This is a genomic window from Aminobacter niigataensis, assembly GCF_946995915.1.
GTDB lineage: Bacteria > Pseudomonadota > Alphaproteobacteria > Rhizobiales > Rhizobiaceae > Aminobacter > Aminobacter niigataensis.
The window spans coordinates 2,398,986-2,412,766 of the sequence record NZ_OX341517.1 but is presented as its reverse complement, the minus strand read 5'-3'; the positions used below and the strand labels follow the sequence as shown (position 1 = coordinate 2,412,766).

13 protein-coding genes are annotated in these 13,781 nt (G+C 61.7%); 5 read left to right on the top strand and 8 right to left on the bottom strand.

Annotated elements, in window-relative coordinates:
• Genes O1Y97_RS11735 through O1Y97_RS11720 form a run of 4 tightly spaced genes read left to right on the top strand, consistent with a single transcriptional unit; the run spans window position 1 to window position 3,095 of the window.
• A complete protein-coding gene (locus tag O1Y97_RS11735) occupies window positions 1-288 on the top strand; it encodes a UxaA family hydrolase (RefSeq protein ID WP_318764101.1) in 288 nt (95 codons plus the stop codon).
• An 18-nt stretch (window positions 289-306) separates the two neighbouring features.
• Window positions 307-1,515 (top strand): UxaA family hydrolase, encoded by a 1,209-nt coding sequence (locus O1Y97_RS11730; protein ID WP_108607481.1) that lies wholly within the window; start codon window positions 307-309, stop codon window positions 1,513-1,515.
• On the top strand, window positions 1,512-2,324 hold the full coding sequence (locus O1Y97_RS11725) for a sugar phosphate isomerase/epimerase family protein (protein ID WP_108607480.1): 813 nt from the start codon (window positions 1,512-1,514) through the stop codon (window positions 2,322-2,324). The genes O1Y97_RS11730 and O1Y97_RS11725 overlap by 4 nt, the downstream gene beginning before the upstream one ends.
• 18 nt (window positions 2,325-2,342) lie before the next feature.
• A complete protein-coding gene (locus tag O1Y97_RS11720; protein ID WP_183260104.1) occupies window positions 2,343-3,095 on the top strand; it encodes a fumarylacetoacetate hydrolase family protein in 753 nt (250 codons plus the stop codon).
• 35 nt (window positions 3,096-3,130) lie between these two features.
• Here the strand turns inward: O1Y97_RS11720 and O1Y97_RS11715 are convergent, their stop codons facing one another.
• The gene (locus O1Y97_RS11715; protein WP_318764100.1) at window positions 3,131-4,729 is read right to left on the bottom strand and encodes a PucR family transcriptional regulator; all 1,599 of its coding nucleotides are present in this window, start codon (window positions 4,727-4,729) and stop codon (window positions 3,131-3,133) included.
• A 98-nt stretch (window positions 4,730-4,827) separates the two neighbouring features.
• On the opposite strand from O1Y97_RS11715, the gene uxuA reads away from it, so the two are divergent.
• The gene (gene uxuA, locus O1Y97_RS11710; RefSeq protein ID WP_318764099.1) at window positions 4,828-6,030 is read left to right on the top strand and encodes a mannonate dehydratase; all 1,203 of its coding nucleotides are present in this window, start codon (window positions 4,828-4,830) and stop codon (window positions 6,028-6,030) included.
• Between the two features lie 249 nt (window positions 6,031-6,279).
• Here the strand turns inward: uxuA and O1Y97_RS11705 are convergent, their stop codons facing one another.
• The 7 genes from O1Y97_RS11705 to O1Y97_RS11675 all read right to left on the bottom strand — a co-directional run bounded on the left by O1Y97_RS11705 (window position 6,280) and on the right by O1Y97_RS11675 (window position 13,781).
• Window positions 6,280-7,263 (bottom strand): PDR/VanB family oxidoreductase, encoded by a 984-nt coding sequence (locus tag O1Y97_RS11705; RefSeq protein ID WP_318764098.1) that lies wholly within the window; start codon window positions 7,261-7,263, stop codon window positions 6,280-6,282.
• Window positions 7,264-7,273: 10 nt separating this feature from the next.
• A complete protein-coding gene (locus O1Y97_RS11700; protein WP_318764097.1) occupies window positions 7,274-8,560 on the bottom strand; it encodes a cytochrome P450 in 1,287 nt (428 codons plus the stop codon).
• A gap of 56 nt (window positions 8,561-8,616) precedes the next feature.
• Window positions 8,617-10,044, bottom strand: coding sequence for an NAD-dependent succinate-semialdehyde dehydrogenase (locus O1Y97_RS11695; RefSeq protein ID WP_318764197.1), 1,428 nt, complete (start codon window positions 10,042-10,044; stop codon window positions 8,617-8,619).
• A 510-nt stretch (window positions 10,045-10,554) separates the two neighbouring features.
• A complete protein-coding gene (locus O1Y97_RS11690) occupies window positions 10,555-11,361 on the bottom strand; it encodes an aspartate dehydrogenase (protein ID WP_108607474.1) in 807 nt (268 codons plus the stop codon).
• Entirely contained in the window at window positions 11,348-12,049 is a 702-nt protein-coding gene (locus O1Y97_RS11685) for an ABC transporter ATP-binding protein (RefSeq protein WP_108607473.1), read from the bottom strand. Before O1Y97_RS11685 ends, O1Y97_RS11690 begins: the two co-directional genes overlap by 14 nt.
• A complete protein-coding gene (locus O1Y97_RS11680; protein ID WP_318764096.1) occupies window positions 12,043-12,798 on the bottom strand; it encodes an ABC transporter ATP-binding protein in 756 nt (251 codons plus the stop codon). The genes O1Y97_RS11685 and O1Y97_RS11680 overlap by 7 nt, the downstream gene beginning before the upstream one ends.
• The gene (locus tag O1Y97_RS11675) at window positions 12,795-13,781 is read right to left on the bottom strand and encodes a branched-chain amino acid ABC transporter permease (RefSeq protein WP_108607471.1); all 987 of its coding nucleotides are present in this window, start codon (window positions 13,779-13,781) and stop codon (window positions 12,795-12,797) included. Before O1Y97_RS11675 ends, O1Y97_RS11680 begins: the two co-directional genes overlap by 4 nt.

Below are 13,781 nucleotides of genomic sequence, written 5' to 3'. Positions count from 1 at the left end.
ATGCCCGTAACGGCAATTCTTATCCGCGCGCAGGATCATGTCGCGACGCTGACCGGGCCAGTCGCGGCCGGCGATGCAGTCCTGATCACCGGACAGGGGAAAACCCGCAAGATCATCGCGCGCAACGACATGCCGGCGGGCCACAAGCTCGCAATCCGGCCGATCCAGGAACACGAGCAAATCCTGAAATACGGCGAGGTCATCGGCGAAGCGACCGCGGACATAGCCGAGGGCGGTCATGTTCACACGCACAACTGCTGGGGCGTCAAGGCCCGGCGCCATTCATAGGCTGAAAGGAGCGCTGTTATGAAGTTCCAAGGCTATCGTCGGCCAGACGGCCGCATCGGCATCCGAAACCATGTGCTGGTCATCCCCACAGTGGCCTGCGTCAACCGTGTCGCGATGGACATTTCCAACCGCACCGGTGCCGCGACATTCATGCATCCCTATGGCTGCACCTTCGACGCGGAAGAGAACCGCACCACCGAAGAGGCCTTCATCGGCCATGGCGTGCACCCGAATGTCGGTGCGGTGCTGGTGGTGAGCCTCGGCTGCGAAACCGCATCCGGCTCGAAAGTGTTCGATGCCATCAAGGCATCGGGGCGACCGGTCGAGCGGCTGGTCGTCCAGAAAGCCGGCGGCTCGCGCACGACCTCCGACGCCGGGGTAGAGATCGTGGAACGCATGACGGCCGAGCTGGCGGTACAGCCGACGGACGAAGGCGATCTATCCGAACTCATCATTGCCCTCGAATGTGGCTCTTCGGATGCCTTCTCCGGGCTCACGGCCAACCCAGCCGTGGGCGAGGCCGCCGACATCATCGTCGACGCAGGCGGAACGGTCATCCTGTCGGAGCTCACCGAAATGGTCGGCGCCGAAAGCGTCCTTTATCGCCGCGGCAAGACGCCCGAGGTGCGCGACGAACTCATGCGTCGCATCAAGGCCTACGAGATCGAGCTGTCGATGAGCACCGAGGACGACAGCGGCGTGTTCATCTCGCCCGGAAACATCGAGGGAGGGCTGACGACGATCGAGGAAAAGTCGCTCGGCTGCATCTACAAAGCCGGCACCCGCCCGATCACCGAGGTCGTCGACTACGGCCAGCAACCTCACGAGAAGGGCGTCATCATCATGGACACGCCCGGCTACGACATTTCGTCGGTGACCGGCAAGATCATCGGTGGCGCCCACATGGTGCTCTTCACCACTGGAAAAGGCACGCCTTCGGGTTCGGCCATCGCCCCCGTTCTGAAGGTAAGCTCCAACAACCGCGTCTTCCGCGAGATGCCCGACGACATCGACATCAGCGCAGGCGACATTCTGGAGGGCACGAAATCGCTCCGCCAGGTCGGGGAGGAACTGGTCGATCTCGTGATGCGCACCGCGCGCGGCGAAAAAGGCAAGGCCGAATATTTCCACATACAGGAGTTCGCCATCCCCAATGTCAGCGTGCTGCGCAAGGAAGTGATCCATGCGGAGATGGTCAAGCGCAACGACCTGAGTTTCATGCAATGAAGCTCGCTTACATGTACGCCACTCCGGAAGTGGCGCCGGCACGGGTCACCGCGATACAGGGCGACGCTTCGGCCTGTTTCGCCCGAATCCGCGAACTAGGTTATGACGGCGTCGAGCTCCTCGTGCGCGATCCCCGCGCCCTCGATCATGGCCTGATCGAGCGTCAGCTTGCAGATGCGGGCCTCGCCATGCCGGCCATCTGCACGGGTGAAGTCTACGGCGAGGACAAGCTCTCCCTTGCCGACCCCGATCCGGCACGCCGGGCCGAGACGCTGGAGCGAATGATCGCGGCCATGGACCTGGCGGCACGCTTCGGTGCCATGGTCAATGTCGGGCGCATGCGCGGTCGCTATCTCGACGGGATCGCGCGCGGCCAGACCGAAGCGTGGGTCATCGAGGGGATGCAGGCGGCCGCGGACGCGCGCCCCGATACGTCCATCGTTCTGGAGCCCGTCAACCATCAATATGCAAACTTCCTGATGGGCACGGCCGAAGCCGTGCGTTTCGTGCGAGGCCTTGAGCGGGCGAACATCGGCCTGATGCTCGATCTGGCCCACATCACCATCCAAGGGGAAGTGCATCGCGACAGCCTTCGGAAGGCTGGCGACCTGTTCTGGCACTACCATGTCTGCGACAGCGAGCGCCGGGCCGTCGGCCATGGCGACTGGGATATCGCCGCCGCCCTGAACGACCTCGACGCGATCGGCTACGACGGCTGGATCACCGCCGAGCATTTCCAGGTTCCCGACGCCGAGACGGCGATGGCGCAGTCCATCCGCTGGCTGAATGGACATTACGACAAGCACTGACCCACACAGGACATAGTTATGAAGATCGTACGCTTTGCCCATAACAGCGCCGAGCATTGGGGCCTGCTCGACAACGATGGGGTGCGCACCCTGCCCGACGGTCCTTTCGGCGAGATTGTGCCGTCGGCGGATGCCCTGCCGCTTGCCGCGGTCAAGCTTCTTGCTCCGGTGAAGCCGGGCAAACTGGTCTGCGTCGGGCTCAACTACGTCCTGCACGCCCGTGAATCCGGCCTGCCGCTGCCCGACGAACCGATGCTGTTCATGTGCTCGCCGCAGGCGATCATCGGCCCCGGCGAGGCCATCGTTCTGGACAGTCACGAGCAGCGCGTCGAGTTCGAGGCCGAGCTTGCCATTGTCATCAAGAAACGCGCCCGCAACGTTCCGGCAGCCGAGGCTGCGTCGGTCGTTTTGGGTTACACCTGCGCCAACGACGTTTCGAACCGCAACCTCCAGCTCAAGGACAAGCAATTCACGCGGGCCAAGTCGTTCGACACCTACAAGCCCATGGGACCATGGATCGAAACGGATCTGAACCCTGATGCCCAGAGCATCCGTCTCCTCCAGAACGGGGTAGTCCGGCAGGACTCGACCACGGCAGACATGATTTTCCCGACGTCCTTCATCATCGAGTTCGTCAGCTCGATCATGACGCTCGAGCCGGGCGACGTCATCATCACCGGAACCCCTTCGGGTGTGAGCCCGATGCAGTCTGGCGACCGGATCGAGGTCGAGATCTCGGGCATCGGGACGCTGGAAAACATCGTCCAATGAGCACAGCGCGGAGGGCTGGCAGGAACGTTTCTGCTTCAGCCCTCTGCGTTCGTCAGCATGGGAAGAAGCTGCAGTGCCGCGTAAAGGCGAAGCCGCGTATCGGTCCTGAAATCGGTCAGGCCGAGCACCGAGCGGCATCGCTCCAGCCTCTGGCGGACCGTGTTGACATGGAGGCCCAGAAGCTCGGCGGTGCGAGGCATGCTTTCATCCTCCCGCAGCCATACCTTCATCGTTTCCATGAGCGTCGCTCCCTGCTCGCCCATGGCCAGCAGCGGTTCGAGAAGTCGCAGGAAACCAGGGCGGCTTTCCTCGATGACGGAGGGATGCGCGAGCAGCCGCAGCAGCAGCATGTCCTCATGCCGGCTGATGCGATTGAAGCCGTTCAGCCTGATGCCGAAAGTCATTGCTTCCTTGGCCTCACGCCGCAGGACAGCTACCTCGGACAGGTCCGCCGGTCCGGACTGGCCAAGACCATAGAGAAGGCCACCGGCGTGTTCGAGTTGCCGCTCGAAAACCTGATGCAGTTCGCGCAGCACGGCTTCGCTGGAACGGGGATCGGCTCCTGGCACCGGCACGGCAATGACGTACTCGCTGCCATCTTCTTCCTCGAGCAACAACGCCTTGTGGCGCCGCGAAAACTGGCGCAGGCGCAGCCTGAACAGTGCGCCATCGAGCGTATCGGCATCAAAAATGCGGGCAACCACCGCATGCCATCCATTTGCCGGAGGCAGAGCCTTGGCAATGAGAACATTCCTGGCTTCGCGCGAAAGCATCGGATCAAGGAGATCGCCGAGCAGTTTCGCATTGCTCGCAAGATTGGCGCGCGTGCCGGCGTTAGCGTCCACCAGTGTCAGCAGGAGGTGTACGGAGAGGCGCAAGCACTCGAGGTCGGGCTCGGAAGCGCTCAGTTCGCGCTCGACGACAGCCACCATGCCGCCGCCGTTCGCCCCCATTCCCGAACGCGCCACCACGACCTTCGTGCCAGCGACCGTCATGCGCAGAGGTACGTCGTCCGGCTGGGCGCCCGTCGCCGCACCCTCGATGAGGGCTTCCGCCAGCATTTCAGCCTCCGCCGCCGTGACCCCCCGACTTTCGATCTGCAAGCCCGCTTCATTTTCAAGGGCAAGGACCACCGGCAGATTGATGAAGCCGGCCACCAGTTCGAACAGCTCGCGCAGCGAGCCAATGCCCGTCCGATGCTGCGAAAAGGCGCGGTAGATGGCGCTGAGATAAGCCGCTTCCTTGCCCTGTTGCTGACCGCCATGGGAAAATACCCTGCCGATCAGATCGCTCCACGCCAGCGGTCCCGGCAGGGAAATGATCGGAAATCCAAGCTCCTCGGCGCGGCGGTAAGCGTTGTCGGGAAATTCGCGCAGGTACCTCGTCAGCTTGACGCCAAGACCAGCGGCATTGCGCGCTGCGAGCTGTTCGATCAGGACAACCAGCGCATCCGGGCTTTGCTGGACCGGATAGGTGCTGGTCACGACGAATTCGTGCGGCTTTACCCAGTTCACCGCATCAGGAGCGTCGATGACGGTGACCGACCGGACATCGACGGCCAGGGAGCCTGTGCCGGCTATGACCGCGTGGCCGGAGAGGATTTCCCAATCCAGTATTTCGCGCAGGCTCAGCATGGAGCCTCGGCAGGGATTACTTCGGGCGTGCGCGCCATGGTGTAACTTTTTCTTTCAGCGGTCCAAAAATTCATTTCAGTAAGGGAGGAAACAACTCGATGCGCGCAACATGGCGGTGGTTCGGTCCACAGGATCCGATGACGATCGACTGGATACGCCAGTCGGGTGCGACCAGCATCGAAGCCAGCCTGTCCCATCTGCCCCCTGGATGCCTGTGGGAGGCAGATGCTATCGACGAGTTGAAGAGACTTGTCCAGATCGCTCCCGCCGGGCAAACACCGCTGGAATGGGATACGCTCGGCGGCATCGCCATTCACGACGACATCAAGCTGGGCCGCCAGAGCAGCGCGAGGCTGACCGCAAATTTCCAGGAAACGGTGCGGCGGCTGGCGCAAGCGGGCGTACGCCGTATCAACTTCACCGTGATGCCGCTGCTCGATTGGGTTCGGACCGGGCTGGACGCAAGGCTTGAAAGCGGCGCCGAGGCGTTGGGCTTCGATGCTGTCGATTTTGCGGTGTTCGACATCCATCTGCTGAAGCGGCCCGGCGCCGAGGAAGAGATCGATCCGGAACTCGCCGCGGCGGCCCGCCGGCGCCATCTCGAAACACCAGCGCAACGGTGGCAGGAGTTGCTGACCATGCTTACGCGCGGCCTGCCAGGCGGTCCCGGGCAATATGGCAGCGGCGAGTTCCATTCATTGCTCGATGCCTATCAAAAGGTGGGAACCGAAGCCTATCGGCAAAACCTGATCGAGTTCCTCGGCGAGGTGGCGCGCACGTGCGAGGCGGAGGGAGCGGTGTTCGCCATCCATCCCGACGATCCGCCGATTCCATTGTGCGGCCTGCCGCGCATCGCCAGCACCCTGGAAGATCTTGCGAGAATCTTCGATGGCGTGTCGTCGCCGCGCGCCGGCATGATCTTCTGCTCGGGTTCTCTCGCCAGCAGGCGCGACAATGTACTGACGGATTTCATCGACAGGTTCGGTCAGCGCATCTTTTATGCCCATCCCCGGCGCATACGTTTCCGTGACGAATTCGGAAGCTTCACCGAGGCTGAGCATCTGGGCGGCACAGGCGCGTTCGACCTCCACGATGTTCTCACGCTTCTGATGGCGGAAGAGGCACGCAGGCGCAGGCAAGGCATTGCCGACTGGGAGATCCCCTACCGCGCAGACCACGCCTGTCGAATCCTCTACGATCAGGAAAGAGCGGACTTCGTACCGGGATACACGCCTATCGGACTGGTCAAGGCAATGGCAGAATTGCGTGGGATGATCCATGCGATTGGAAAGAGCTCCTGAAGAACGTCTTCAGGTTCGCTGGAATGTGAAAGCCGGAGTCTAAGGCGATCGGCTTCCGATGGCTCACTCGCCAGAGGTGCACCAGGGCCGAGAATTAGTCTCGGTTAACTGCGCTCCACAAAACCGGCATCAGGCCCAACAGCCTCCATCACCGCTTCGATCGCCGCCCCGAACTTTGTAAGCTAGAAGTTGTTGCGATCCACCCCCAGAATGTCATTGCTGCGAGATCGTCCCTACCCTCGCCAATGTTTAGACATCAAGCACCAGCCGAGGCGACTTCGAGCCCGAGCAGCAGATTGCTATTCCCTCGTTCGCAGCCAATTCGGCATTGGTCTGGAAACTGTCCTTGTGGTCAGGCTCCCCTTCCAGCACCCGCGTGTAACAGGTGCCGCACACACCTGCCTCGCAGGACATTTCGATCTCGACGCCAGCCTCGCGCAGGGCCTCCGAAATGCGCTGGCCAACAGAGACCTGAACCTCAATGCCGCTACGCTGCGCCACGACTGTAAAGGCCTCAGAGACCAAAGGAGCGGCGGTAAAGCGCTCAAGATGGATCTGGTGCCCTTCCCATCCAGCGAACGCCGCCATCTTCACTACGTGGTCGATGAAACCTCCAGGACCGCAGACATAGAGATGCGAGCCCGGCCGCACTCCCTTGAGAACATCCATGGCGGAGAACCGCTGCGCTTCGGGTCCCGTATCGATATGAAGGACTACCCGATCGCCGAATGGTCCATCCAACAATTCACGGGCAAAAGCGGTGCACGTTTCGCTCCGCACACAATAATGCATGGTGAAGGGTACGCGATCTTCGGCAAGCTTCTGTGCCATCGACATGATCGGCGTCACACCAACACCGCCAGCGAGCAACAGAACCTCGCTGGCATCCGGGTTGAGCGGAAAATGGTTTCGCGGTGGTGAGACCTCGATTTCCAGCCCCGGCAAGAAGGAACCGTGGATCGTTTCCGACCCCCCACGGGACTCGCGTTCGCGCAAGATTCCTATCCGGTACCGATGCCGCTCGGAAGGATTGTTCAGAAGCGAATATTGCCGCGTAGTTGTTGGGCTGATCCGCACGTCGACATGCGCGCCAGCCTCGAACGGCGCAAGATCGCCACCGCTTGCAGCCACCAGTTCCAGGGAGATGATCCGTTCCGATTCCTTGACCCGGCCGGCGATGCGGACGCGCTGCCATTCGGGATCGGCGCGCTGCATGATATTTTCCTCGATCATGCCAACTACCTCACACCGCAACTTCAGCCGGATAGATTGTCAGCGGCAGACGATCGTATCCGCGCAGTGTGTTGTTCATCGAGATCACTGGTTCGCCGACCTCAAACCTCGCGATGCGGTCGAGCATGGCGTTCAGCAGCGAGGTGATTTCCAGCTTGGCCAGGTGCATGCCAGCGCAAGTGTGAATGCCGAAGCCAAACGCCACATGGTCGCCGTTCCTGCGCGTGATGTCGAACCTGTCCGGATCCTGCCATTTCCGCTCGTCGCGGTTGGCCGAGGCATAGAGCACCAGAAGCCGTGCGCCTTCCGGTATGACGATTTCGTCGAACGTCGATTCGGCGCGAACATAGCGGCTAAACAGCCGAATTGGCGCCTCCATCCGCAGTGCCTCGTTAATGGCACCTGGCAGCAACGACCGATTGTTTCTAAGAAGCTGCCACTGATCCGGATTGTCGCCCAGGTGGCGCAGCAGATGGCCGGTGGCAAAGATTGTCGTGTCCAGGCTCGGGCCAATGTATTCCCGCATCATGCCGGGGCATTGTTGTGCCGGAATCTCGCCCCGCGCCGCAGCTTGGTAGATCCGATCCGCCCAGCCGTCGGCCTTGAGCTTCCCCGGTACGGCATCGTTGATACAGAACTGATGCAGTTCGCGAATCTGTGGCAGCGCCTCCGAACCAAGCTCGTTCATGGGCCCCATAGCGTTGAAGGTCGCCGCCGCCCAACGCAGCATCGATTTCTTGCCCTCTTCTGGAAGGCCAACCATTTCTGAGACGATGGTCAGCGGCAGTACTTGCGCCACATCGACCATACCGTCCACCGTGCGCCGTTTGCACAGATCGTCGACCAGATTACGCGCGGTGGTCTCGATCTGCTCTTTGATCCCCGCCAGCGCCCGCGGCGTCAGCGGCGCGCCTGTGACGCGGCGAATTTCGTCATGCAACGGGGGATCGCTGGTCAGCGAATTGGCGCGGCCGGGACCGGAGGTCGCTTCGTTCACCGCAGGGTCCATCGCCACGCCCTTCGAAGTGGTGAAGGTGCGGTAGTCGCCCAGCACACGCTTAACCCCCTCATATCGGGTGATGCACCAGACTTGGTGCTTGGTCAGCCAAACCGCCGGTCCAAGGTCCCGCAACATACGATAGACCGGATAAGGATCCTTCATGACCTCAGTCGTGAACAAATCCACGTCGCTTTCGGGTCGGTCGATCATTTTATTCTCCCTGTCGCGCCGGTTCTCGGCGTACTCCACCTGTCCGGCCTCGTTGCGGCCCTCAATCAGTAGCCAGCGCGGCTCCATAACTTCTTCCGATTAATCCGCGCTAAAGGGCCCCGTGACCAAATCTTGCGCGCTGATCAAAGGATCCGGCACGAGACGTTCTTGACCACCGTATAATGATGCAGTCCCTCGGTACCGCCCTCCCGCCCGAGGCCGCTTTCCTTGACCCCCCCGAAGGGCGTCTCGGCCACCGAAGCCTCAAGCGTGTTGATCGAAATATTGCCGGCCTCGAGCCCACTCATCAGCCTGTCGGCATTTGCGACCGAGTTGGTGAAGCCGTAGGCGGCAAGCCCGAAGGGCAGGCTGTTCGCCTTGTCGATGGCCTCTTCGATCGACACAACCGGATTGATCACTGCCAGCGGACCGAAGGGTTCTTCACGCATCACCCGAGCATCGTCGGGCAAATCGGCGAGTGCCGTCGGTGGGAAGAAATATCCATTGTTCTTGAGGCGGCTGCCGCCGAAGAGCAAGCGTGCGCCGCGCGACTGCGCGTCCGCCACCAGTTCTTCCAGCGCAGCGATGCGGCGGTTGTTTGCCACCGGACCCATCGTGGTCTCCGGATCCAGCCCATTGCCAACACGTACCTTGGCAGCGGTTTCGGTGAAGGCGGTGACGAAGCGATCATAAAGCGCCTCATGCACAAAGAACCGCGTCGGCGACGTGCAAACCTGACCAGCGTTTCGATATTTTCGGCTGGCGGAAGCAATGCCGGCAGCGACCGGATCGGCATCCTCGCAGACGACTACCGGAGCATGGCCGCCCAGTTCCATCAGCGCGGGTTTCATGTAGCGCGCCGCCAACTCGGTGAGATGCTTGCCGACCGGCGTCGAGCCGGTAAACGCGATCGCACGGATTTCGGGACGCGGAATTAGAAACTCCGATATCCGCGACGGGATGCCATAGACCAGGTTCAGAACGCCGGCAGGAAGTCCTGCATCGACAAACGCTCTGGCGATATGGGTAGCGCCGGTCGGCGTCTCTTCCGAGGATTTCAGAATGATCGAGCAGCCCGCTGCCAACGCCCCGGCAATCTTGCGCGCCGGCTGGCTCATCGGGAAATTCCAGGGCGCAAAACCTGCTACCGGGCCGATTGGCTCGTGCAGCACGATGTAGCGGATGCCAGGCGCACTCGGGATTACCCTGCCGTAGAAGCGTACCGCTTCGCCGGCGTCCCATTCGAAGAATTCACAGCCGCGGATTACCTCAAGCCGTGCTTCGTTGAGGGTCTTGCCGTTCTCCAGGGTAATCGAGAGGGCGATCTCTTCGATCCGCTCGCGCATCAGCGCCGCAGCCTTCAGCATGATGCGGGCGCGCTCGGCCGGCGAGGTGCGGGACCAGACACGGAAGCCTTCGGCAGCGGCGTTTACCGCGGCTTCGAGATCGGAGGTCTCGGCCACAGCGACCGTGCCGATCATTTGCTCGTCGGCGGGGTTGATGATGGGAAGCGTTTCTTTGGTCTTACGCCACTCGCCGCCGATGAAGAGACGGACATCGGAAATCTGCATGAAAATAGTCCCTAATGTACTCGACGGCTTTCGAAATCGATGAACCCGAGCCATGGATGCTTCAGTTCGTGCAGAATAGTCGCCCTTTCCCACTCATGAGACAATTCTCAAGACTCATATAAATCTATGTCATTTTTCACATGAATTGGTTGTGGCGAACCGGGATGGGAGATGCATTGCATCACGCCCTTCTTTCCCATGCGCCTTACGGAACAGCGCCAGCCTAAGACCTGCACGCGGGTAACAGGCGGTGCGATGAGGCACGTTCGATCGGCAAGGTGCGTGCCGCTTTCAGCCGCCCCTGAGGAGCCAATGTCGGGCAGAGCGCAGGGGGCGGCGCCAGTAGGTGGGGGTATCGCGCACGGGCCACATCGCGGCCGTCGCTAACTCATGATCTTGCCGTGAGCGGCGCTAGGTGAGTGGGGGCGCTGCGGTCCGCATTCATGGACTTGGAAAGCACGGCCATGTCTCGGTGACCGGATCCGCAGCAGGCCCCATATCAAGGTGTGGTCAGATCAGCAGCGGCAGCACCCGGTTCTCGATCAGCCTCACCAGGTTCAGCGCAGTCATCTCCGAGGATTTCGGGTTGGTCGCCAGCGGGCGGTTTTCCAGTCGGATTTCCATCCGCCCGAAATCGCCTTCAGCGTGTATCTCATGTGTGTTGAAAAGCGCGGTCGGATCAGCAACCAGCGAGACCCGTGTCCGGTCGAGACCTATCCCCGCCAGCGAGGTGATCACCGCCACGTTCGCATTCTGTGGAAAGGCATCGGCCGCTGCCCGTGCAGTGTCCGCATAGAACACCGTCGGTTCGGTTAGCGCCTCAAGGTCGCAGCGGCTCTCGGCTATGGTGCCGGCCCATGCTCGCGCCGGTTTGATGATCCGGTGTTCTACCGAGGCAAGGCCCAGCCGCGCAGCCGCAGCCAGCGCATCGATCCCGCCCAAGGCGCCCGGCGGCACCAGAAGCTTTGCATCACGAGCCTGGGCCAGTTTTGTCAGCTCGGCCAGCGCGCTATCATCGACAAAGGCCGAGGTCGAGGAAATGGCGAAGTCCATCCCGGCCTCAAGCACCACGCGACCCCAGGGCAGGACGCTGTCACGCCCCGCGACCTCGACGGCGAGTTTCGCTTTGACACCCGCCAGCTCCGCCGGATGGGAAATCAAAGCCGCTTCCTTGGGCAGGTCCCGACGACTGCGGCTCGCATCACGCACCGCCACGGCAACGATACGAACCGGGCTCCGTCGCTCGGCCAGGAGCGCTGCCACCCGGGCACCGATCGCGCCCCATCCGATGAGGCAGATATCCTCAGACACCGACATAGGAATGCACCTTGTCATGGTCGCGCGTGAGATCGGTGCCGGTGCCGGACCAGACGACGTGGCCTTTTTCTATGATGTAATGCCGGTCCGCGAGTTTCTTCAGCACTGCCAAGTTCTTGTCGATCAACAGGATCGACTGGCCAAGCGCGCGCAATCGGGTGATGCAGTTCCAGATCTCCAGCCGGATCACCGGGGCCAACCCCTCGGTCGCCTCGTCGAGGATGAGAAGATGCGGATTGGTCATCAGCGCACGCCCAACCGCCAGCATCTGCTGTTCGCCGCCGGAGAGCGTCCCTGCAATCTGGCTCGTCCGCTCACGCAGACGAGGGAAAAGTCCATAGACTTTCTCGAGAGTCCAAGGGTCCGAACGCCCCGAGCGGTTGGCAGCGGTCGCGACCAGATTCTCGCGCACGGTGAGCGTCGGGAACACCTGCCTTCCTTCGGGCACGAGGCCAACGCCAAGCCGCGCCACCCGCTCCGGGGAAAATCCGGTAGTCTCGTGACCCCCGATCTCGATCCGTCCGCCCGCAGGCGGAACAAGGCCCATGATGGCGCGGATCGTGGTGGTCTTGCCCATCCCGTTGCGGCCCATCAATGTGACGAGTTCGCCTTCATTGACCTCGAAGCTTACATCGAACAGCACCTGGCCATGGTCATAGGCAGCCTGGAGCCCCTGCACCTTCAACACAGTTCGTCCTCCAACCCCAGATAGGCGTCCCGCACTTCATCGCTGGCCCGGATATCGTCGGCGGTCCCGGTCAGGATCACCCGCCCATAGACCAGGACCGAGATACGGTCGGCCAGCGCATAGACCGCTTCCATGTCGTGCTCGATCAGGAGCATGGAGACCTTGCCGCGGAGACCTCGCAGGGTCTCGATCATCTGCTGGCTTTCCAAACGGCCGAGCCCCGCCATCGGCTCATCGAGAAGCAGGAGCTTCGGCCGGCCAGCAAGCGCCATGATTAGCTCGAGCTGCTTGCGTTCGCCGCTCGAAAGGTTGCCCGCCACCACATCGCGACGCGGCTCGAGGCGGCTGGCAGCTAGAAGTTCATCCACTTCGGTCAGGATGGAAACACGCCCTCGCGCGGTATCGAGGATGCGAAAGTTGTTTCCCTGCCTCGCTTGCACCGCCAGGCTGATGTTTTGCTGCACGGTGAAATCGTTCAGCAGGTTCGTGATCTGGAATGTCCGCGCAAGGCCGCGCTTCATCCGCTCCGCGGCGGGACACGCGGTAATGTCTTCGCCCAGAAGCGTTATCCGCCCCTCGTTGGGGATCAGCTCGCCACAGAGGAGGTTGATCAGCGTGGACTTGCCGGCCCCGTTGGGGCCGATCAAGGCATGGATATGCCCGGTCGCCACGTTCAACGACACATGATCTGTCGCGGTCAGACCTGCGAAACGTTTCACCAGATCGTCGATTGCCAGGATGGTGTTCATCTTGGCTCCGTCCGAAGCTTACGGGCAATGGAGTCGAACAGACCCTTGGCGCCACCCTTGGTGCCAAGCACGATCCCCAGCAGGATCAGACCCATGGCAAGCTGCCAGTGCTCAGTCCAGGCAGCGAGGTAGGTTTGCAGGATCAGGAAGGCCGCCGCCCCCAAGATTGGGCCGAAGAAAGTGCCGACACCGCCGAGGATGACCATGATCAGCAGTTCGCCGGACTTGGTCCAATGGAGCGTGTCCGGGCTGGCAAAGCGCATGAACACCGCCATCAAAGCTCCGGCGAGGCCTGCGCCCATTCCGGCCAGGACGAAGCCGTAAAGCTTGTAGCGATAGGAGCTGATGCCCATCGCGGTCATCCGTCGTTCGTTTTGCCTTATGCCCGACAGGACCGTGCCGAACGAGGAGTGCACGACCCGCCAAAGAAATGCGAAGAACAACACCATCACGACAAGGATGACGTAATACATCGCTGTCTTGTCGCGCAGGCTCAGCGCGAAGAGATCATTGGCGCCCCGCACGATGACACCGTCCTCGCCGCCATAGGTCTTGAGCGAGACGAAAAAGAAATAGAGCATCTGCGCAAACGCCAGCGTGATCATGATGAATTGCACGCCCCTGGTGCGTAGCGCCAGCGAGCCAATGACCAGCGCCGCGAACCCAGCCACGAGGACCGCTGTCGGCAGCGTTATCAAAAGCTGGTTGGAACCGGGGATGAAGCCCCAGAGCGGCACGCCCTCGGCATGGTGGAAATACAGGATGCCAACCACGTAATTGCCGATGCCGAAGAAGGCCGCATGGCCAAACGAAACCATCCCGCCATAGCCGAGGATGAAGTTCAGGCTGGCTGCTGCAATCGCATAGATCATGATGCGCGACGTCAGGCCGACCAGCGCCAGCTGGCCCGTCGCCTCTGCCACCAAGGGCAGGACGGACAGGCACACGATCGCCGCTGCGATGAAGATAAGATGTTGCCGCAT